Raw genomic sequence first — 18,561 nt, 5'->3', positions numbered from 1 at the left:
AAGCGGCAGCGTTCCGCATCAGAGATGAGGCGGGACGCGCCTTTAACGTCTTTGCTATAGCGCCCTCTCGCCGCGCTGGCGAAGTGAGAATATACGCAGGGGCCATCTCGCCCCTTTTCTTTGATCTATAAGCAGATATAAAAATGGAACCCTACAATCCGCCACGCGAACCCTGGCTGCATATCCTTTATCAGGATGCGCACATTATGGTGGTCAATAAGCCGAGCGGACTGCTGTCGGTACCTGGCCGTCTGGAAGAGCACAAAGACAGCGTAATGACACGCATTCAGCGCGATTTCCCGCAGGCGGAGTCGGTGCATCGCCTCGATATGGCCACCAGCGGCGTGATTGCGGTGGCGCTGACCAAAGCGGCGGAGCGCGAGCTGAAGCGTCAGTTTCGCGAGCGCGAACCTTCTAAACGCTACGTGGCGCGCGTCTGGGGTCATCCGGCTGCGGAAAAAGGCGTGGTGGATCTTCCGCTGATTTGCGACTGGCCGAACCGGCCAAAACAGAAGGTCTGTTTTGAAACCGGCAAAGCGGCGCAGACCGAATATGAAGTGCTGGAGTATCTGGCCGACAACAGCGCGCGCGTGGCGCTAAAGCCGATTACCGGCCGTTCGCACCAGCTGCGCGTGCATATGCTGGCGCTGGGTCATCCTATTCTCGGCGACGGCTTTTACGCTCATCCTGAGGCGAAGGCGCGCGCGCCGCGTCTGCTGCTGCATGCCGAGTCGCTGACTATTACCCATCCGGCGTTCGGCAACAGCATGACGTTTCGCCAGCCAGCAGATTTTTAACCTCGCGCCTGCGGTTACTTAAATCCTTTCTCGCGGCGAATCAGATCGTAAGCCGCCTGAATCTCCTGCGCCTTCTGTTTCGCCATCTCCATCATCTCCGGCGGCAGACCTTTCGCCACCAGCTTGTCGGGATGGTGCTCGCTCATCAGCTTGCGGTAGGCGCGCTTAATGGTGGTGGCGTCATCGCTGCTTTTGACCCCCAGCACGCTGCAGGCGTCCTCCAGCGTCGGCCCGCGCTGCGCCTGCTGATAGCCGCCGCCCTGGCCGCCAAACTGCTGGCCGCCCTCCATCATGCGCAGGAACTGATCGAACTGAATGCGCGAAATGCCCAGCTCTTCGGCGATGACGTAAAGCACCTGCCGCTCATTCGGGTGCAGCGAACCGTCGGCGAAGGCAGCCTGAATCTGAATTTCCAGAAACATCCGAATCAGATCGAAGCGGCCGAAACAGGCGCTGCGCAGTTCGCGCAGTTTGGTGCGTAACGGATAATCGCCCTGTTTGCCTTCGCGGAAGGCGCGCTGCGCGGCAGTACGCGCCTCGCCATGCAGCTGCATGCGATCCATTAATAAAGAAGCGATTTGAATATCGGCTTCGGTAACGCGCCCTTTCGATTTGGTAAGGTGGCCCATTACCTGAAATGTGGTCTGAAAAAACAGCGTCTGGCGGGTTTGGTTATTCGCGAACCAGGCCTGTCCTTTTGCGCTGCGAACCTTATCGATCAAATGGCCAATCAGCAGGCCGAACACAATGCCCCAAAAACCGGCGCCGGAAAGCAGCCCCAGCACCAGCCCAATAACTTTTCCCCAGTAGCGCATAAACTCCTCAATTCGCCATGCTTGCGGCTGAAAATTGCATTATCATACCTGTCATTTACCCCAGCGCCTAACGGCAACGCGGACAGACAAGGATTAACACTGGCACAACGCCGGGCAGTACGTTAGTCTCTGACCCGATTGTCGGCATGATGCCAGTTTTCATGGAATTCTCGATACCGCGTATGAATAAACGACTACCTACCCTGCTGGCCACCATGATTGGCGCAGCGATATCCAGTCAGTCTGCTCTGGCCGACGATCTTATGTCGCAGTGTATGCTGGGCGTGCCGAGCTATAATCGCCCGCTGGTCAATGGCCAGACGAACCAGCTGCCGGTCACGATCCATTCCGACGCGGCGAAGGGAAACTATCCGGACGACGCGGTATTCACCGGAAACGTAGATGTTCAGCAGGGCAACAGCCGTCTGCAGTCGGATGAAATGCAGCTGCATCAGCGCCAGCAAGAGGGGCAAACCACGCCGGTACGCACCGTCGACGCGCTGGGTAATGTGCGCTACGACGACAATCAGGTCATCCTGAAAGGTCCGAAAGCCTGGTCCAATCTGAACAGTAAAGATACCAACGTCTGGAACGGTAACTACCAGATGGTGGGACGTCAGGGGCGCGGCGACGCCGATTTGATGAAGCAGCGCGCCGATAATCGCTATACCATTCTGGAAAACGGCAGCTTCACCTCCTGTCTGCCCGGCTACAATAGCTGGAGCGTAGTGGGATCGCAGGTGATCCAGGATCGCCAGGAAGAAGTGGCGGAGATCTGGAACGCGCGCTTTAAGCTAGGCTCCGTACCGATCTTCTACAGCCCCTATCTGCAGCTGCCGATTGGCGATCGCCGCCGCTCCGGCTTCCTGATCCCCAACGCGAAATATGGCAGCAGCAAAGGGTTCGAGTTTATTCTGCCCTACTACTGGAACATCGCGCCGCAGGCGGATGCCACCATTACGCCGCACTATATGTCGAAGCGCGGCATGCAGCTGGAGAACGAATTCCGCTATCTGACGCAGTTCGGCGCCGGCCTGATGGAGTTTGACTATCTGCCGTCAGACGACCAGTACGATAAAGACAAAGCGGTACGCGGCATCGCGGAAGATAAAAGCAATGACCGCTGGCTCTTCTACTGGCGCCACGCCGGTGTCTATGACCAGCACTGGCGTTTCAACGCCGACTACACCAAAGTCAGCGATCCTTATTACTTTAACGATCTCGACTCGAAATATTACAATTCGACCGACGGCTACGCGACGCAGAAATTTAGCTTCGGCTACGCCGACACCAACTGGGACGCCACGCTCTCCAGTCGTGATTTCCAGGTCTTCGGCGACACCAGCAATAGCAACGTCTATCGCGCGCAGCCGCAGCTGGATCTGAACTTCTACCAGAACGATATGGGTCCGTTTGACGGCCGTATCTATGCGCAGGCGGTGAAGTTCACCAATGTAAATGATCGCATGCCTGAAGCAACTCGTCTGCATATCGAACCAACGCTTAACCTGCCGCTTTCCAACGGCTGGGCGAGCCTGGATACCGAAGCGAAGTTCCTGGCGACGCACTACCAGCAGGATTCGCTGGATTACTACAACGCTAATCTGGCGAATAACGAGAACAGTCAGAGCGGCCAGCTGAAAAGTTCGGTGAACCGCACCCTGCCGCAATTCAAGGTCGACGGCAGACTGGTATTCGATCGCGATATGGACTGGGCGGAAGGCTATACCCAGACGCTCGAGCCGCGCGTTCAGTATCTCTATATTCCATACCGCAACCAGAGCGACATCTATCCGTACGACTCGACGCTGCTGCAGACTGACTATACCGGCCTGTTCCGCGACCGCACCTATAGCGGCCTGGATCGTATCGCCTCGGCTAACGAAGTGTCGACCGGCGTCACCTCGCGTATTTATGATCAGGATCTGGTTGAACGTTTTAACGTTTCCGTGGGTCAAATCTACTCGTTTACCCCTTCACGTACCGGCGTAAACCAGACTAACAAAGAAGATGACACCGGCAGCCTGATTTGGGCCGGTGACACCTACTGGAAAGTCAGCGATCGCTGGGCGGTACGCGGCGGGCTGCAGTACGATACCCGTCTCGATAACGTCGCACAGGGCAATACCGTGCTGGAGTATCGTCGCGACGCCGACCGCGTTGTGCAGCTGAGCTATCGCTACAGCAGTCCGGAGTATGTAGCGACCGCGCTGAACAACTCCAGCCTGGTGAACAACCCGATCTATAAAAACGGGATTTCCCAGGTCGGCGGCACCGCCAGCTGGCCCATCGCAGACGCCTGGTCAGTGGTGGGTGCGTACTACTACGATACGCGCAACAGCAAACCCGCTTCGCAGCTGGTTGGCCTGCAGTACAGCTCCTGCTGCTACGCGATCCGCGTCGGTTACGAACGTAAGATCAACGGTTGGGAAAACAACGACAGTAAGTATGACAACCAAATCTCATTCAACATTGAGCTGCGCGGTTTGAGCTCTGGTTATGGCTTAGGCACCGAGCAGATGCTGCGTCAGGGCATTATCCCTTATCAGCGCGCTTTCTGATGTTGCGATGTTTGACTGGTAATTCCCGCTCTGCGGAAACAACTATGGAAAAAGTATGAAGAACTGGAGAATGCTGATTCTGGGTGTGGCGGTAGCCGCCAACACCGCGTTCGCAGCACCACAAGTGGTTGATAAAGTCGCTGCCGTTGTGAATAACGGCGTCGTTCTGGAGAGTGACGTAGATAATATGCTGCGCACCGTAAAAGCGCAGTCGCAACAGGCCGGCCAGCAGTTGCCGGACGACAAGACATTGCGCCACCAGATCCTTGAACGTCAGATCATGGACAACATCATCCTGCAGATGGGCGAAAAAGCGGGCCTGCAGATCAACGATCAGCAACTCGACCAGGCAATCAGCAATATCGCCGCGCAGAACCATATGAGCCTCGATCAGCTGCGCAGCCGCCTGGCCTATGACGGCGTTAACTACAGCGACTATCGCGGACAGATCCGTAAAGAGATGCTGATCGCCGAAGTGCGCAACAATGAAGTGCGTCGTCGCGTCACTATCCTGCCGCAGGAAGTCGATACGCTGGCTACTCAGGTCGGCGCGCAAAATGCCCAGGGCACCGAGCTGAACGTCAGCCAGATCCTGCTGCCGCTGCCGGAAAACCCGTCGCAGCAGCAGGTAGACGATCAGGAAGCGCTGGCTAAGCAGCTGATGGGCGAACTGAAAGGCGGCGCGGATTTCGGCAAGCTGGCCGTGACCTACTCCGCCGATCCGCAGGCGCTGAAAGGCGGCAACATGGGCTGGGGCAAGATTGAAGAGCTGCCTACCCTGTTCGCACAGGCGCTATCGACAGCGAAGAAAGGCGATGTTGTCGGCCCGATCCGCTCCGGCGTCGGCTTTCATATTCTGAAGGTGAACGACCTGCGCGGCGAGAGCAAAAATATCTCCGTCACCGAGGTGCATGCGCGTCATATCCTGATCAAACCGTCGCCGATTCTGACCGATGCCCAGGCGCGCGCGAAAGTGGAAGAGATTGCTGCGGATATCCGCAGCGGTAAAACCAGCTTCGCCGCTGCCGCCAAGCAATTCTCTGACGATCCGGGCTCTGCCAACCAGGGCGGCGATCTGGGCTGGTCCTCGCCGGAAGCGTTCGATCCGGCGTTCCGCGACGCCCTGCTGCAGTTGCAAAAAGGCCAGACCAGCCAGCCGGTTCACTCTTCCTTCGGCTGGCACCTGATTCAGCTGCTGGATACCCGTCAGGTCGACAAGACCGATGCGGCGCAAAAAGAGCGCGCCTATCGCCTGCTGTTCAACCGCAAGTTTGCTGAAGAAGCGCAAACCTGGATGCAGGAACAGCGTGCCAGCGCCTACGTGAAGATTCTGGATGGCAATGCCCAGTAACTATCGCGTAGCGATCACTCCCGGCGAGCCCGCCGGGATTGGTCCCGATCTCACCATTCAACTGGCCCAGCAGAACTGGCCAGTTGAGCTGGTCGTATGCGCGTCGCCACAGCTGCTGCGTGAACGCGCCGCTCAGCTCGGTTTGCCGCTGACGCTGCGCGACTATCAGCCCGGCCTTGCGCCGCAGCCGCAGCAGGCGGGCTCGCTTACGATTCTGCCGGTAGAGCTCGCTCAGCCGGTTACGCCCGGCAAACTCGATGCCGCTAACAGTCCCTACGTGCTGGCGACCCTGGCGCACGCCTGCGACGGCTGCCTGAACGGCGAATTCGCCGCGTTGATCACCGGCCCGGTACATAAAGGGGTGATTAACGATGCGGGCATCCCGTTTACCGGGCATACCGAATTCTTCGCCGATCGCGCTGGCGGCCATCGCGTGGTGATGATGCTGGCGACCGAAGAGCTGCGAGTCGCGCTGGCGACGACGCATTTGCCGCTGAAAGATGTCTCTGCGGCGATTACCCATGCCAGCCTGCGTGAAGTTATTACCATTCTGCATCGCGATCTGCAGCAGAAGTTCGCTATCCCGCAGCCGCATATCTTTGTCTGTGGGCTTAATCCCCATGCGGGCGAGAGCGGACATATGGGACGCGAAGAGATCGACACAATTATTCCGGCGCTCGACTCCCTGCGCGAACAGGGCATTCATCTCACCGGGCCGCTTCCGGCCGACACCCTGTTCCAGCCAAAATATTTGCAGCACGCCGATGCGGTGCTGGCGATGTATCACGATCAGGGTTTGCCGGTGCTAAAATTTCAGGGGTTCGGCCGCGCGGTGAATATCACGCTTGGCCTGCCCTTTATCCGTACCTCCGTTGACCACGGCACTGCGCTTGAGCTGGCCGGACTGGGTCAGGCGGAGCCGGGCAGCTTTATTACGGCGCTTAACCTCGCCATCACTATGATCAAGAGCAGTAATGAATAATCGCGTCCATCAGGGGCACTATGCCCGTAAACGTTTCGGGCAGAACTTCCTGAACGATCAGTACATTATCGATAGCATTGTCTCCGCCATTCATCCGCAGCGCAGCGAAGCGCTGGTGGAGATCGGCCCTGGCCTCGGCGCGCTGACGGAACCCGTCGGCGAACGTCTCGACGCCTTAACGGTGGTCGAGCTGGACCGCGATCTGGCTGCGCGTCTGCAGACCCATCCGTTTCTCGGCCCCAAACTGACGATCTATCAGCAGGATGCGATGGCTTTCGATTTCGCCGCGCTGGCGCAGGAAAAAGGCCAGCCGCTGCGCGTATTTGGCAACCTGCCTTACAATATTTCGACCCCGCTGATGTTTCACCTTTTCAGCTATACTGGTTCGATCAAAGATATGCACTTCATGCTGCAGAAAGAGGTGGTTAACCGCCTCGTCGCAGGCCCAGGCAGCAAGGCCTACGGCCGACTCAGCGTGATGGCGCAATACTATTGCCAGGTCATCCCGGTGCTTGAAGTACCGCCGCACTCGTTTACGCCGCCGCCTAAAGTGGATTCGGCCGTAGTGCGCCTGGTGCCCTATGCGGAGCCGCCGCATCCGGTAAGCGATATTCGCGTACTGAGCCGCATCACTACCGAGGCCTTCGGTAAGCGCCGCAAAACCCTGCGCAATAGCCTCGGCTATCTGTTTGAAGCCGGCGCGCTGGATGAGCTGGGCATCGATGCAGGTTTACGTGCGGAAAACGTGTCGGTGGCGCAATATTGTCAGTTAGCCAACTGGCTGGCGACACATCAAGGTGAACCGCTGGAGTAATGCATGAGTGAATCGGCCCGGATGTCTGTTCAGGTACAAAGTCTCTATATCGCTTCCCAGTCTTCGCCGGAAGAGGAGCGCTTCGTCTTTGCTTATACCATCACCATCCGCAATCTGGGCCGCAATGCCGTGCAGCTGCTGGGTCGCTACTGGCTAATCACTAACGGCAACGGGCGCGAAACCGAAGTTCAGGGCGAAGGCGTGGTGGGCGAACAGCCCGTGATCGCGCCCGGTAGCGAATTTCAGTACACCAGCGGCGCCATTATCGAAACGCCGATGGGCACCATGCAGGGACACTATGTGATGCAGGATGAAGAGGGTGAAACCTTTAACATCGACATCCCGGTGTTTCGCCTCGCTGTAGAAACCCACATACACTGATCTTTTTACGCTTCGCCCGGTTCTGCCGGGCGCGGTTTTTTATTGCGGATTATTCTCTATGAGCACATATCTGATTGGCGACGTTCACGGTTGTTACGATGAGCTGCGCGCCCTGCTGAAGCAAGTCGACTTTACGCCTGAACAGGATACGCTGTGGCTGACCGGCGATCTGGTCGCGCGCGGCCCTGGCTCGCTTGACGTGCTGCGCTACGTAAAATCGCTGGGCCAGAGTGTGCGTATCGTGTTGGGCAATCACGATTTGCATCTGCTGGCGGTGTTTGCCGGCATCAGCCGCAACAAGCCCAAAGATCGCCTGACGCCGCTGCTGGACGCGGAAGATGCCGACGAGCTAATCAACTGGCTTCGCCGTCAGCCACTGTTGCAGGTAGATGAAGAAAAAAAGCTGGTTATGGCGCACGCCGGTATTACGCCGCAGTGGGATTTAGAAACGGCGAAAGCCTGCGCGCGCGAGCTGGAAGCCGTGCTCTCCAGCGACAGCTACCCGCTGTTCCTGGACGCCATGTATGGTGATATGCCGAATAACTGGACGCCGGAACTGAGCGGTCTGGCGCGCCTGCGTTTCTCCGCCAACGCGCTGACGCGCATGCGCTTCTGCTTTCCCAACGGCCAGCTCGATATGATTTGCAAAGAGGCGCCGGAGTCCGCGCCGCCGCCGCTGAAACCCTGGTTCACTATTCCAGGCAAGCTGCCGGACGGTTATACCCAGGTCTTCGGCCACTGGGCCTCGCTGGAGGGCAAAGGCACGCCGCGCGGCGTGATTGGGCTGGATACCGGCTGCTGCTGGGGCGGCGTGCTGACGCTGCTGCACTGGGAGAGCCAGCGCTACTATACGCAGGCATCGAACCGCCAGCCGTCGGCAACTGACAGCGTCCCGCCGCAGCAGTCCGCCTGACGACGCGCAAACGAAAACGCCTTGTCAGAGACAAGGCGTGAAATGCTGCAAAGCGTGCCGCGGCGGTAGAGAGGGCGCGATCGTAAGGTTGCCCTTCTCTTAAACCTGTCGGCTGTTAGCGACGCTCAAGAATTTCGAAGCAGTAGCTATGCGAGTTCTGCTCGTCGGCATCGTGAAACTCGCTAAAGGTCGACTGCCACTCATCCGGTTCGTAATCCGGGAACTGCGTATCCCCTTCTACTTCAGCGTCGATATGCGTGAGATAAAGACGATCGGCGCGCTTCAGCATCTGCTCATAAATACGCCCACCGCCAATCACCATAATCTCCGGTACGTCGCCAGCCGCTTTAATCGCCTCATCCAGCGAGGTGACCCAGGTGACGCCTTCCGCAGTGCCCGGCTGACGGCTGACCACAATATTGAGACGTCCCGGCAGCGGACGACCAATTGATTCAAAGGTCAGACGCCCCATAATCACCGGCTTGTTTAAGGTGTTACGTTTAAACCACGCCAAATCTGCAGGCAGGTTCCACGGCATGGCACCTTCCATACCAATGACGCGATCCGCTGCTAATGCCGCGATCAGACTAATCATGTTAAAAGACTCACAGATAAAAAATTGGCGCCATCATACGTAAAGGCGAAACTTTCGTCGATAGCGGGAAGAGTCTAATTACGTAAAGCGCTTTTGCCTCCACGTTTTTATTACTCGACAGAGTTTTACACCGCTTTTTACCTGTGCAGTACCCTAAGCCGCCAGATAAAATAGGTTACCTGGCACAAGGGCAGGAATAGTGCGTTTCAGCTTGACGTAACGGAAGCTGCAGCTCGGGGTTTCATCAAAAAGGAAAATTTAAGTGCACCACTATCTGACCGTTTTAAAAATGTATGCGGTGGTCAATGGCCGCTGCCGTCGTAAAACATTCTGGCTCTTTTTATTATTCAGCACGCTGTTTTCGCTGGCATGTAGCGCGGTAGACGAACTGCTCGGACTGAAGGTTTTTTCTGACCAGGGTCTGCTTTCGCTGGTGTATTCCGTTGCTGTTCTGATCCCTTCTGTCGCCGTCGGCGTGCGCCGCCTGCACGATCTCGATCGCTCCGGCTGGTGGCTGCTGATTATGCTTATTCCCCTGCTGGGAACGCTGCTGCTGCTGATTTACTTTTGCCTGCGCGGTACGGTCGGCCCAAACCGCTTTGGTCCCGATCCGCTGGATGAGGCGGCGCCAGCCCAGTAAAAAAAACGGCTCCCTCGGGAGCCGTTTTACGCTTTTGACGATTAGAAATCGTAACGCAGACGTACCACGTTGATATCGCCCAGGTTGTCGGTGCTGGAGGTAAAGACGTGTTCGTAGTCGACGCGGAAGCCGTAGTCGAGGAACAGCGTCACGCCCAGACCGTTGTCGATGCGCTGGTAGTTGCGGCCGTTCACATACTCCAGACGATCGCCCATCACGTAAGGCTGAACGGCTTTCAGGCCGTACTGCTTGACCGGGATTTTATAGCCGGCGAAGTATTCCAGGCCCCACGCGTCGTCGGCGAAGTAGTCGTTAACATTGCTGCGTTTGGTCAGCAGGAAGTTTTGATACCAGCCACCGCCCGCAGAGAGCGTCCAGTTGCCCGGCTTCCAGCTTAATGCGGTGCCGTAGATGTTCTGGTTGTAGTCGCCGTCATCGCCGTTGCGCGGGTTACGCATAGTGGCGCGGGTATAGTTCCACGCGGTGCCCCAGGTCAGGTCATCCGTGATGTGGTAATCCACGCCCAGCGAACCGCCGCCTTTGCGCTTGTAGCGCAGGCCGTTGCCCGGCAGATATTCGTTGTCGCTGAACAGGTAAGAAGCGTAGAGATCGACCGCGCCGAAGGTGTTTTTATACTTCAGCTGTTTGCGCGAGCGGTAGGAGCCGTCATAGTCGCCGTTGATGCCGTTGCCCGGCGCCTGGCCTTTCATGTCGTAGTCCCAGATATCGGTCTTCGCGCCCACCACGTCATAGAAGACGCTGTTCTGCTGGCCGAAATAGATCTCGCCCCAGGTTTTGCTTTTCAGACCGGTATAGAGCTGGCGACGCGTGGTATCGTTGGCGCCATCTTTATAATGGTTATCCCAGTCAAATACGGCCGGAATATTTACGCCCACTTCGTAATAGCTGGCCCAGCTAATATCATCGAACAGATAATAATCAGCGGCGAAGCGGAAACGCGTACCGCCGTCGAAGCCATTACGTTTGTAAGATTTGTCGTTGACGCCGGTCTGATGTTCAAACTGCGGACGAATACTGCCGCCCACGGTGAAGTTCAGACGGCTCAGCGGATCGCCTGCCTGCGGATCTTGTTTAAGAAGAGTAATTTCAGCCTGGCTGGCAAATGGCGCAGCAGCCATTAACGCAGCAATAGCGCTTAGTGTGAAAGCACGCATTTTCATTTTTTTATAGGTCCCTGATTGGCCCGGAAGAATGGGCGGCGAAATATTACGCTGAGCCGATGCGCTTTCGCTTTATAAATTTGTGCGATTTTATCTGAAAATGTCAGCAATAGCACCATGCGCTAAGCCTAAAGACAAATAAGCAAAACTTTAATCGTTTATAGTTATTTATTATCAAATTTGGTGATAAAAAAATAAAAAAAACGGCCCAAAAGGGCCGTTTAATTATGAACGGAAATTAACCGTTAATAAGCGCGTGCATTTCCTGAACAGAAATCACTTTTTCCGTGGGATCCGCATTCAGCGACATCGCCGTGGCGAAGCCGCCATTCAGCGTAGTGTCATAGTGCACTTTATACTGCAGCGCGCTGCGACGAATGACGCGTGAATCTTCAATCGCCTGACGGCCGGCGGTCGTGTTAACGATATAGGTATATTCGCCGTTCTTCAGGCGATCCTGAATATGCGGTCGCCCTTCGTGCACCTTATTCACCAGACGTGGATTAATGCCCGCTTCGCCCAGCACCACTGCGGTGCCGTGGGTGGCGTCCAGTTCAAACCCTAACTTCAGCAGCTTGGCCGCCAGATCGACGATGCGCTTCTTGTCGCCTTCACGTACCGACAGCAGCGCACGGCCGCTCTTCTTCATATTGCTCTGCGCACCCAGCATTGCTTTAGAGAAGGCTTCGGCAAAGGTACGTCCAACGCCCATCACCTCGCCGGTGGAACGCATTTCCGGGCCGAGAATCGGATCCACGCCCTGGAATTTGTTGAAAGGCAGCACCACCTCTTTCACTGAGTAGTAGGGCGGGATCACCTCTTTCGTGACGCCCTGCTCGGCCAGCGTTTTGCCCGCCATCACGCGTGCCGCTACTTTCGCCAGCGGTACGCCGGTGGCTTTGGAGACGAACGGCACGGTACGCGCGGCGCGTGGGTTGACCTCAATCAGGTAAACCTCGTTGTCCTTCACCGCGAACTGCACGTTCATCAGGCCGCGCACGTTGAGTTCAAAGGCCAGACGCTCAACCTGCTGGCGCATGACGTTCTGAATCTCCTCGCTCAGCGTGTAGGCTGGCAGCGAACAGGCGGAGTCGCCTGAGTGCACACCCGCCTGCTCAATGTGCTCCATGATGCCGCCGATCAGCACGCGCTCACCGTCGCAGATGGCGTCGACGTCGACTTCCACTGCATCATCCAGGAAGCGGTCCAGCAGTACCGGCGCGTCGTTGGAAACAGAGACGGCGGTCTGGAAGTAGCGTTTGAGGTCGATCTCGTCGTAGACAATTTCCATCGCGCGGCCGCCCAGCACATATGAAGGACGCACCACCAGCGGATAGCCAATGCTGGCCGCTTTCTCAACGGCCTGCTCCAGCGTAGTGACGGTGGCGTTGGCCGGCTGCTTCAGATTCAGGCGATCAACTGCCTGCTGGAAGCGCTCGCGATCTTCGGCGCGGTCGATAGCGTCCGGACTGGTGCCGATAACCGGCACGCCCGCCGCTTCCAGCGCACGCGCCAGCTTCAGCGGCGTCTGGCCGCCGTACTGCACGATCACGCCTTTCGGCTGCTCGATGCGCACGATTTCCAGCACGTCTTCCAGCGTTACCGGCTCAAAGTAGAGACGGTCAGAGGTGTCATAGTCAGTTGAAACCGTTTCCGGGTTGCAGTTCACCATAATGGTTTCGAACCCGTCTTCGCGCAGCGCCAGCGCGGCGTGCACGCAGCAGTAGTCGAACTCAATGCCCTGGCCGATACGGTTGGGACCGCCGCCCAGCACCATAATCTTGTCACGGTCCTGGTTGGGGTTCGCCTCGCACTCCTCTTCATAAGTAGAGTACATATAGGCGGTATCGGTCGCGAACTCCGCCGCGCAGGTATCGACACGCTTATAGACCGGGTGCAGATTGAACTGCTGACGCAGCTTGCGGATCTCGCCTTCCGAGACGCCCGCCAGCGTCGCCAGTCGCGCATCGGCAAAGCCTTTGCGCTTCAGCGCGCGCAGGAACGGCTGGCTCAGGCTGTTGACGCCTTCGCGCGCCACCTGCTCTTCCAGACGTACCAGCTCCTCGATTTGCACCAGGAACCAGCGATCGATATTGGTCAGATTAAAGACGCCGTCGACCGACATACCGGCACGGAACGCATCGGCGATGTACCAGATACGCTCGGCGCCAGCGTCCTTGAGCTCGCGACGAATGCGGGTCAGCGCGTCGGCGTCATCAAGGTGCACTTTCGGATCAAAGCCGTTTACGCCCACTTCCAGACCGCGCAGCGCTTTCTGCATCGACTCCTGGAAGGTACGACCAATCGCCATCACCTCGCCCACTGACTTCATCTGCGTAGTCAGACGGTCATTAGCGCCAGCGAATTTCTCGAAGTTAAAGCGTGGAATCTTCGTCACGACGTAGTCGATAGAGGGTTCGAACGACGCTGGCGTCAGGCCGCCGGTAATATCGTTCATCAGCTCGTCAAGCGTGAAGCCGACCGCCAGCTTGGCCGCTACTTTGGCAATCGGGAAGCCGGTCGCTTTAGAGGCGAGCGCCGAGGAGCGCGAGACGCGCGGGTTCATTTCGATAACGATCAGACGGCCATTCTTCGGGTTAACCGAGAACTGCACGTTGGAGCCGCCGGTCTCTACGCCGATTTCACGCAGTACCGCCAGCGAGGCGTTACGCATGATCTGGTACTCTTTATCGGTCAGCGTCTGCGCTGGCGCGACGGTAATGGAGTCGCCGGTGTGAATGCCCATGGCGTCGAAGTTTTCGATAGAGCAGACAATGATGCAGTTGTCGTTTTTGTCGCGCACCACTTCCATCTCATACTCTTTCCAGCCAATCAGCGACTCATCGATCAGCAGCTCATTAGTGGGCGAGAGATCCAGACCGCGCTCGCAAATCTCTTCAAACTCTTCGCGGTTGTAGGCGATGCCGCCGCCGGTGCCGCCCATGGTGAACGAGGGACGGATAATACACGGGAAGCCAACATCTTCAGCGACCTTCAGCGCCTCTTCCATGGTATGGGCGATACCTGACCGCGCGGTTTCCAGGCCGATTGCTTTCATCGCCTTATCGAAGCGCTGCCGATCTTCCGCCTTGTCGATTGCGTCCGCCGTCGCACCAATCATGGTCACGCCGAACTCTTCCAGCACGCCCTGACGCTCCAGCTCAAGTGCGCAGTTCAGCGCGGTCTGGCCGCCCATGGTCGGCAGCACCGCGTCCGGGCGCTCTTTTTCAATAATTTTGCGCACGACTTCCCAGTGAATCGGCTCGATATAGGTCGCATCGGCCATTTCCGGGTCGGTCATAATGGTCGCCGGGTTGGAGTTCACCAGAATAACGCGGTAGCCCTCTTCACGCAGCGCCTTACACGCCTGCGCGCCAGAGTAGTCAAATTCACAGGCCTGGCCGATAACGATTGGGCCAGCGCCAAGGATCAGGATGGATTTTATATCAGTACGTTTTGGCATCTTCGGGCTCCTGATTACCTGGCTTTCGAACGGTAGGCTTCGATCAGTTCAATAAAGTGGTCAAACAACGGCGCTGCATCATGCGGGCCCGGGCTCGCTTCCGGGTGCCCCTGGAAGCTGAACGCCGGTTTGTCAGTGCGGTGAATGCCCTGCACCGTTTTGTCGAACAGCGAAATATGCGTCACGCGCAGATTCGCAGGCAGGCTGGCGTCATCGACGGCGAAGCCATGGTTTTGCGCGGTGATCATGACGCTGTTGTTGTCGAGATCCTGCACCGGATGGTTGCCGCCGTGGTGGCCGAGCTTCATTTTCACGGTTTTCGCACCGCTCGCCAGCGCCAGCAGCTGATGGCCAAGGCAGATGCCGAACACCGGGACTTCGGTTTCAAGGAAAGTTTTAATCGCGCTGATGGCGTAATCGCACGGCTCCGGATCGCCCGGTCCGTTAGAGAGGAAAATGCCGTCTGGATTAAGCTTCAGCACTTCATCGGCTGGCGTCTGCGCCGGCACAACCGTCAGGCGGCAGCCGCGATCCACCAGCATGCGAAAGATATTGAATTTAACGCCGTAATCGTAAGCGACGACATGATACGGCAGCGCCTCTGCGCTCTGCGGTTGCGGCAGCCCATATTCCAGCGTCCATGAACCCTGCTGCCAGCTGTAAGTTTCCGCCGTTGTGACCTCTTTCGCCAGATCCATCCCTTTCAGACCCGGGAACGCCTGGGCTTTCTGCAGCGCCAGCGCGGCGTCCGGGTTATCGCCCGCGATAATGCAGCCGTTTTGCGCCCCTTTTTCGCGCAGCAGGCGCGTCAGCTTGCGAGTGTCGATATCGGCAATAGCGACGATGTTATTGCGCTGCAGGTAAGCTGACAGGCTCTCTTCACTGCGGAAGTTGCTGACAAGCAGCGGCAGGTCGCGAATAACCAGGCCTTGTGCGTGAATTTGGGTGGACTCTGCGTCGGCGGCGTTAACGCCAACATTGCCGATATGGGGATAAGTGAGGGTGACGATCTGGCGGGAATAGGAGGGATCAGTGAGTATTTCTTGATAACCGGTCATTGACGTATTGAAAACGACCTCCCCCACTGCCGATCCCGTTGCCCCTATGGCCCGACCGTGGAATTGGGTTCCGTCTTCCAGAACCAAGAGCGCTGACTTAATCAAAACATCCTCCAGGGAATAAACAGTCACAATATTTGCATATTAATTCAAAATTTGGCCCTGAATCAAGGCAAAAACCGCCTGAATGGTCGATTTTTGGCAAATTGCGCGCATTCTAATGATCGCCCTGCTGATTGTCTACCCTGAACAGCGATTTTTTTACCCTTTTCGGGTCACTGAATGTTAAAACGCGACATAAGGCGTGAAAAAGAGAGATTAACAGGCGGAATAATCGGTTGCCTGACCAAAAAAAGATAAACCGGGTGTCTGAAGCCTCTTTTTTTTGACCATTTGGTCAAAATTGTTCTTTTTACAGACTGAAGAGAGGGGAAAAATCTTAATTTACAGAGATAGGATTAAAAAAAGTATAGTAAAGCTTATTTTATAACAAAATTAAGGGCGATAAAAATATCGCCCTTTCCAATCAACAGATTACAGATTGAAATAACCACATCACGAGGGTAGAAATCAATTACAAGATCGATAAATCCAGCACATCTCGCATATCATAAAGCCCGTTTTGGCGCTCTTTAAGCCACAATGCCGCCTTAACCGCCCCATTTGCAAAGGTCATACGGCTGGAAGCCTTGTGGGTTATCTCTACGCGCTCGCCAGTATCAGCAAACATTGCGGTATGTTCACCGACGATATCGCCCGCGCGCACTGTGGCGAAGCCGATAGTCTGCGGTTTACGTTCGCCGGTATGGCCTTCGCGCGCGTAAACGGCGTGATCTTTCAAATTCCAGCTCATGGCATCAGCAATGGCTTCACCCATCGCCAGCGCAGTGCCGGAAGGGGCATCGACTTTATGACGATGGTGCGCTTCGATGATTTCGATATCAGCGTAGTCGCCCATGACCTTCGCCGCTTTCTCCAGCAGCTTAAGCACCAGATTTACGCCGACGCTGAAGTTGGCGGCAAACACGATAGCGATATCAGCGGAAGCCGCCTGGATGGCGGCTTTGCCCGCCTCGTCAAAACCGGTTGTGCCGATTACCATCGCCTTGTTGTATTCGCGGCACAGCGCCAGATAGTGGAGCGTGCCTTCAGGGCGAGTGAAATCCACCAGCACGTCGAAATCATCCATTACGCTGCGTAAATCATCCGTGATGATGACACCGTTTTTGCCCACTCCGGCCAGTTCGCCAGCGTCGCTGCCTGCCAGCGAAGAGCCTGGGCGTACCAGCGCTGCGCCCAGTTCGACGCCTTCTGTCTGGTGCGTCGCTTCAATCAGGTTGCGCCCCATACGGCCAGACGCGCCTACGACGGCAATGCGGTAATTACTCATATTTATTCATTCCTGATACAAATCTATGCATGCAAAGCGTTATCAGGTTAACGGTCAGTTAACAGACACGCCACTATTAACAGGGGATAATAAGAATTTCAGGGTAGCGCTTACCGATTATCAGTAAAAGCAATTCCGTTGAAGGGACGGCGACGTTTAGCCAATAAAAAAGGCCGAACAGAGTCGGCCTTTCAGCAAGCGGATACCCGTGCGTTACTGCACGTTGCGTACTTCGACGCGCAGCTCTTTGGGTACTTCAAACACGATGTTCTCTTCGCGTCCGATCAGTTCGATCACCGCCTCGCCGCCCAGCTCGCGCAGACGCTGGATCACCTGCTGCACCAGAACATCCGGCGCGGATGCCCCAGCCGTCACGCCGATGCACTCTACGCCTTTTACCCACTCTTCCTGAATATCGTCCGCGGAATCGATGAGCTTCGCCAGCTTGCCGGCACGCTGCGCCAGTTCCGCCAGGCGATTAGAGTTTGAGGAGTTCTTCGATCCGACCACCAGCACCACCTCCGCATCGCGTGCCAGCACGCGCACCGCTTCCTGACGGTTGGTGGTGGCGTAGCAGATATCATCCTTGCGCGGGCCGATAATCGCCGGAAAACGGGTGCGCAGCGCATCGATCACATCAGAGGTGTCATCAACCGACAGTGTGGTCTGCGTCATAAAGCAGAGATTACTCTCATCCTTTACCTGCAGCTTAAACACATCTTCCGGCGACTCCACCAGATACATGCCGCCGTTAGGGTTGCTGTACTGGCCCATGGTGCCTTCCACTTCCGGGTGGCCCGCATGGCCGATCAGGATCGCTTCCACGCCTTTGCGGCTGGCGCGCGCGACCTCCATATGAACCTTGGTCACCAGCGGACAGGTGGCGTCGAACAGCATCGTCAGGCTGCGCGCCTTCGCTTCCGCGCGAACCGCCTGCGAGACGCCGTGCGCGGAAAAAATCAGTATGGCGTTATCCGGCACTTCGCTGATCTCTTCAATAAAGATCGCGCCGCGCTCGCGCAGGCTGTTTACCACGTAGCGGTTATGCACCACTTCATGACGCACATAAATCGGCGCGCCGTACATCTCCAGCGCACGCTCGACGATGCTGATGGCGCGATCGACGCCAGCGCAGAAGCCGCGCGGGTTAGCCAGCAGGATTTGCATCGTTTGCCTCCAGTACCGGATCGACTTCCAGCACGTCGATATCGAAATGAACCTGATGACCGGCCAGCGGATGATTGAAATCTACCGTAATGGAATCGCCGGAAATATCGCGGATCACGCCAGGCATTTCACTGCCGCCCATGCCGGTAAAGAGCATAATGGCGCCGATTTCCGGCTCGCCCGCATTAATGAAATCGCGGCGCGAAAAGTACTGGATCAGATCGGGGCTGACGGTGCCGAAAGCCGCTTCCGGCTCCAGCGTAAAGGCGTGCTTGTCTCCCGCCTTCAGTCCCAGCAGCTCCTGCTCCAGCGCAGCGGAAAGGCTGCCGTCGCCCAGACGGAACAGCGCCGGTTTGCCGGAAGCGGAGGTCGACTCCGCAACAGAGCCGTCCTCCAGCTTCAGCGTGAAATGCAGCAGCACTGCGCTGTCGCGCTGTACAGAGACTGTCATGG

16 protein-coding genes are annotated in these 18,561 nt (G+C 56.8%); 8 read left to right on the top strand and 8 right to left on the bottom strand.

Features of this window, described 5'->3' with window-relative positions:
• Positions 1-137: 137 nt before the first annotated feature.
• Entirely contained in the window at positions 138-797 is a 660-nt protein-coding gene (rluA, locus tag D7S44_RS13645; protein WP_120455672.1) for a bifunctional tRNA pseudouridine(32) synthase/23S rRNA pseudouridine(746) synthase RluA, read from the top strand.
• Positions 798-811: 14 nt separating this feature from the next.
• On the opposite strand, the gene djlA is transcribed toward rluA, so the two are convergent.
• Complete coding sequence (gene djlA, locus D7S44_RS13640; RefSeq protein WP_120455670.1) at positions 812-1,612, bottom strand: co-chaperone DjlA; 801 nt, start codon at positions 1,610-1,612, stop codon at positions 812-814.
• A gap of 182 nt (positions 1,613-1,794) precedes the next feature.
• Here djlA and lptD point away from each other — a divergent pair, with 182 nt between their 5' ends.
• The 6 genes from lptD to apaH are packed head-to-tail and all read left to right on the top strand — an operon-like array spanning position 1,795 to position 8,614.
• Entirely contained in the window at positions 1,795-4,173 is a 2,379-nt protein-coding gene (gene lptD / locus D7S44_RS13635; protein WP_120455908.1) for an LPS assembly protein LptD, read from the top strand.
• Between the two features lie 55 nt (positions 4,174-4,228).
• Positions 4,229-5,524 (top strand): peptidylprolyl isomerase SurA, encoded by a 1,296-nt coding sequence (gene surA, locus D7S44_RS13630; protein WP_120455668.1) that lies wholly within the window; start codon positions 4,229-4,231, stop codon positions 5,522-5,524.
• Positions 5,514-6,506, top strand: coding sequence for a 4-hydroxythreonine-4-phosphate dehydrogenase PdxA (gene pdxA / locus D7S44_RS13625; protein WP_120455906.1), 993 nt, complete (start codon positions 5,514-5,516; stop codon positions 6,504-6,506). Before surA ends, pdxA begins: the two co-directional genes overlap by 11 nt.
• On the top strand, positions 6,499-7,320 hold the full coding sequence (gene rsmA, locus D7S44_RS13620) for a 16S rRNA (adenine(1518)-N(6)/adenine(1519)-N(6))-dimethyltransferase RsmA (RefSeq protein ID WP_120455666.1): 822 nt from the start codon (positions 6,499-6,501) through the stop codon (positions 7,318-7,320). The genes pdxA and rsmA overlap by 8 nt, the downstream gene beginning before the upstream one ends.
• A gap of 3 nt (positions 7,321-7,323) precedes the next feature.
• Positions 7,324-7,701, top strand: a complete 378-nt coding sequence (gene apaG / locus D7S44_RS13615; protein WP_120455664.1) for a Co2+/Mg2+ efflux protein ApaG — start codon at positions 7,324-7,326, stop codon at positions 7,699-7,701.
• A 58-nt stretch (positions 7,702-7,759) separates the two neighbouring features.
• The gene (gene apaH, locus D7S44_RS13610) at positions 7,760-8,614 is read left to right on the top strand and encodes a bis(5'-nucleosyl)-tetraphosphatase (symmetrical) ApaH (protein ID WP_120455663.1); all 855 of its coding nucleotides are present in this window, start codon (positions 7,760-7,762) and stop codon (positions 8,612-8,614) included.
• 115 nt (positions 8,615-8,729) lie between these two features.
• Here apaH and folA read toward each other — a convergent pair whose 3' ends face one another.
• Positions 8,730-9,209, bottom strand: coding sequence for a type 3 dihydrofolate reductase (folA, locus tag D7S44_RS13605; protein WP_120455661.1), 480 nt, complete (start codon positions 9,207-9,209; stop codon positions 8,730-8,732).
• A 262-nt stretch (positions 9,210-9,471) separates the two neighbouring features.
• Here folA and D7S44_RS13600 point away from each other — a divergent pair, with 262 nt between their 5' ends.
• Positions 9,472-9,849, top strand: coding sequence for a DUF805 domain-containing protein (locus D7S44_RS13600; RefSeq protein WP_120455659.1), 378 nt, complete (start codon positions 9,472-9,474; stop codon positions 9,847-9,849).
• A gap of 41 nt (positions 9,850-9,890) precedes the next feature.
• Here the strand turns inward: D7S44_RS13600 and D7S44_RS13595 are convergent, their stop codons facing one another.
• The 6 genes from D7S44_RS13595 to fkpB form a co-directional block, all read right to left on the bottom strand.
• Positions 9,891-11,030, bottom strand: coding sequence for a porin (locus tag D7S44_RS13595; protein WP_120455658.1), 1,140 nt, complete (start codon positions 11,028-11,030; stop codon positions 9,891-9,893).
• 238 nt (positions 11,031-11,268) lie between these two features.
• Positions 11,269-14,493 (bottom strand): carbamoyl-phosphate synthase large subunit, encoded by a 3,225-nt coding sequence (gene carB / locus D7S44_RS13590; protein WP_120455656.1) that lies wholly within the window; start codon positions 14,491-14,493, stop codon positions 11,269-11,271.
• Between the two features lie 14 nt (positions 14,494-14,507).
• Positions 14,508-15,656, bottom strand: a complete 1,149-nt coding sequence (gene carA, locus D7S44_RS13585; protein WP_120455655.1) for a glutamine-hydrolyzing carbamoyl-phosphate synthase small subunit — start codon at positions 15,654-15,656, stop codon at positions 14,508-14,510.
• A gap of 469 nt (positions 15,657-16,125) precedes the next feature.
• A complete protein-coding gene (dapB, locus tag D7S44_RS13580) occupies positions 16,126-16,941 on the bottom strand; it encodes a 4-hydroxy-tetrahydrodipicolinate reductase (RefSeq protein ID WP_120455653.1) in 816 nt (271 codons plus the stop codon).
• Positions 16,942-17,154: 213 nt separating this feature from the next.
• Entirely contained in the window at positions 17,155-18,108 is a 954-nt protein-coding gene (gene ispH / locus D7S44_RS13575; RefSeq protein WP_120455651.1) for a 4-hydroxy-3-methylbut-2-enyl diphosphate reductase, read from the bottom strand.
• Entirely contained in the window at positions 18,089-18,559 is a 471-nt protein-coding gene (fkpB, locus tag D7S44_RS13570; RefSeq protein ID WP_120455649.1) for an FKBP-type peptidyl-prolyl cis-trans isomerase, read from the bottom strand. The genes ispH and fkpB overlap by 20 nt, the downstream gene beginning before the upstream one ends.
• Positions 18,560-18,561 lie beyond the last annotated feature (2 nt).

Source organism: Pantoea piersonii, assembly GCF_003612015.1.
Taxonomy (GTDB): domain Bacteria; phylum Pseudomonadota; class Gammaproteobacteria; order Enterobacterales; family Enterobacteriaceae; genus Pantoea; species Pantoea piersonii.
Note: the sequence above shows the minus strand (reverse complement) of the source record. Positions and strands in the feature narration are given on the sequence as shown.

What these genes read in the sequence shown, in the direction of transcription:
- apaG (WP_120455664.1), top strand. Translation starts at nt 7,324, where the DNA reads ATGAGTGAATCGGCCCGGATGTCTGTTCAGGTACAAAGTCTCTATATC.
- folA (WP_120455661.1), bottom strand. Translation starts at nt 9,209, where the DNA reads ATGATTAGTCTGATCGCGGCATTAGCAGCGGATCGCGTCATTGGTATG.
- rsmA (WP_120455666.1), top strand. Translation starts at nt 6,499, where the DNA reads ATGAATAATCGCGTCCATCAGGGGCACTATGCCCGTAAACGTTTCGGG.
- lptD (WP_120455908.1), top strand. Translation starts at nt 1,795, where the DNA reads ATGAATAAACGACTACCTACCCTGCTGGCCACCATGATTGGCGCAGCG.
- surA (WP_120455668.1), top strand. Translation starts at nt 4,229, where the DNA reads ATGAAGAACTGGAGAATGCTGATTCTGGGTGTGGCGGTAGCCGCCAAC.
- apaH (WP_120455663.1), top strand. Translation starts at nt 7,760, where the DNA reads ATGAGCACATATCTGATTGGCGACGTTCACGGTTGTTACGATGAGCTG.
- fkpB (WP_120455649.1), bottom strand. Translation starts at nt 18,559, where the DNA reads ATGACAGTCTCTGTACAGCGCGACAGCGCAGTGCTGCTGCATTTCACG.
- carB (WP_120455656.1), bottom strand. Translation starts at nt 14,493, where the DNA reads ATGCCAAAACGTACTGATATAAAATCCATCCTGATCCTTGGCGCTGGC.
- ispH (WP_120455651.1), bottom strand. Translation starts at nt 18,108, where the DNA reads ATGCAAATCCTGCTGGCTAACCCGCGCGGCTTCTGCGCTGGCGTCGAT.
- D7S44_RS13595 (WP_120455658.1), bottom strand. Translation starts at nt 11,030, where the DNA reads ATGAAAATGCGTGCTTTCACACTAAGCGCTATTGCTGCGTTAATGGCT.
- pdxA (WP_120455906.1), top strand. Translation starts at nt 5,514, where the DNA reads ATGCCCAGTAACTATCGCGTAGCGATCACTCCCGGCGAGCCCGCCGGG.
- dapB (WP_120455653.1), bottom strand. Translation starts at nt 16,941, where the DNA reads ATGAGTAATTACCGCATTGCCGTCGTAGGCGCGTCTGGCCGTATGGGG.
- djlA (WP_120455670.1), bottom strand. Translation starts at nt 1,612, where the DNA reads ATGCGCTACTGGGGAAAAGTTATTGGGCTGGTGCTGGGGCTGCTTTCC.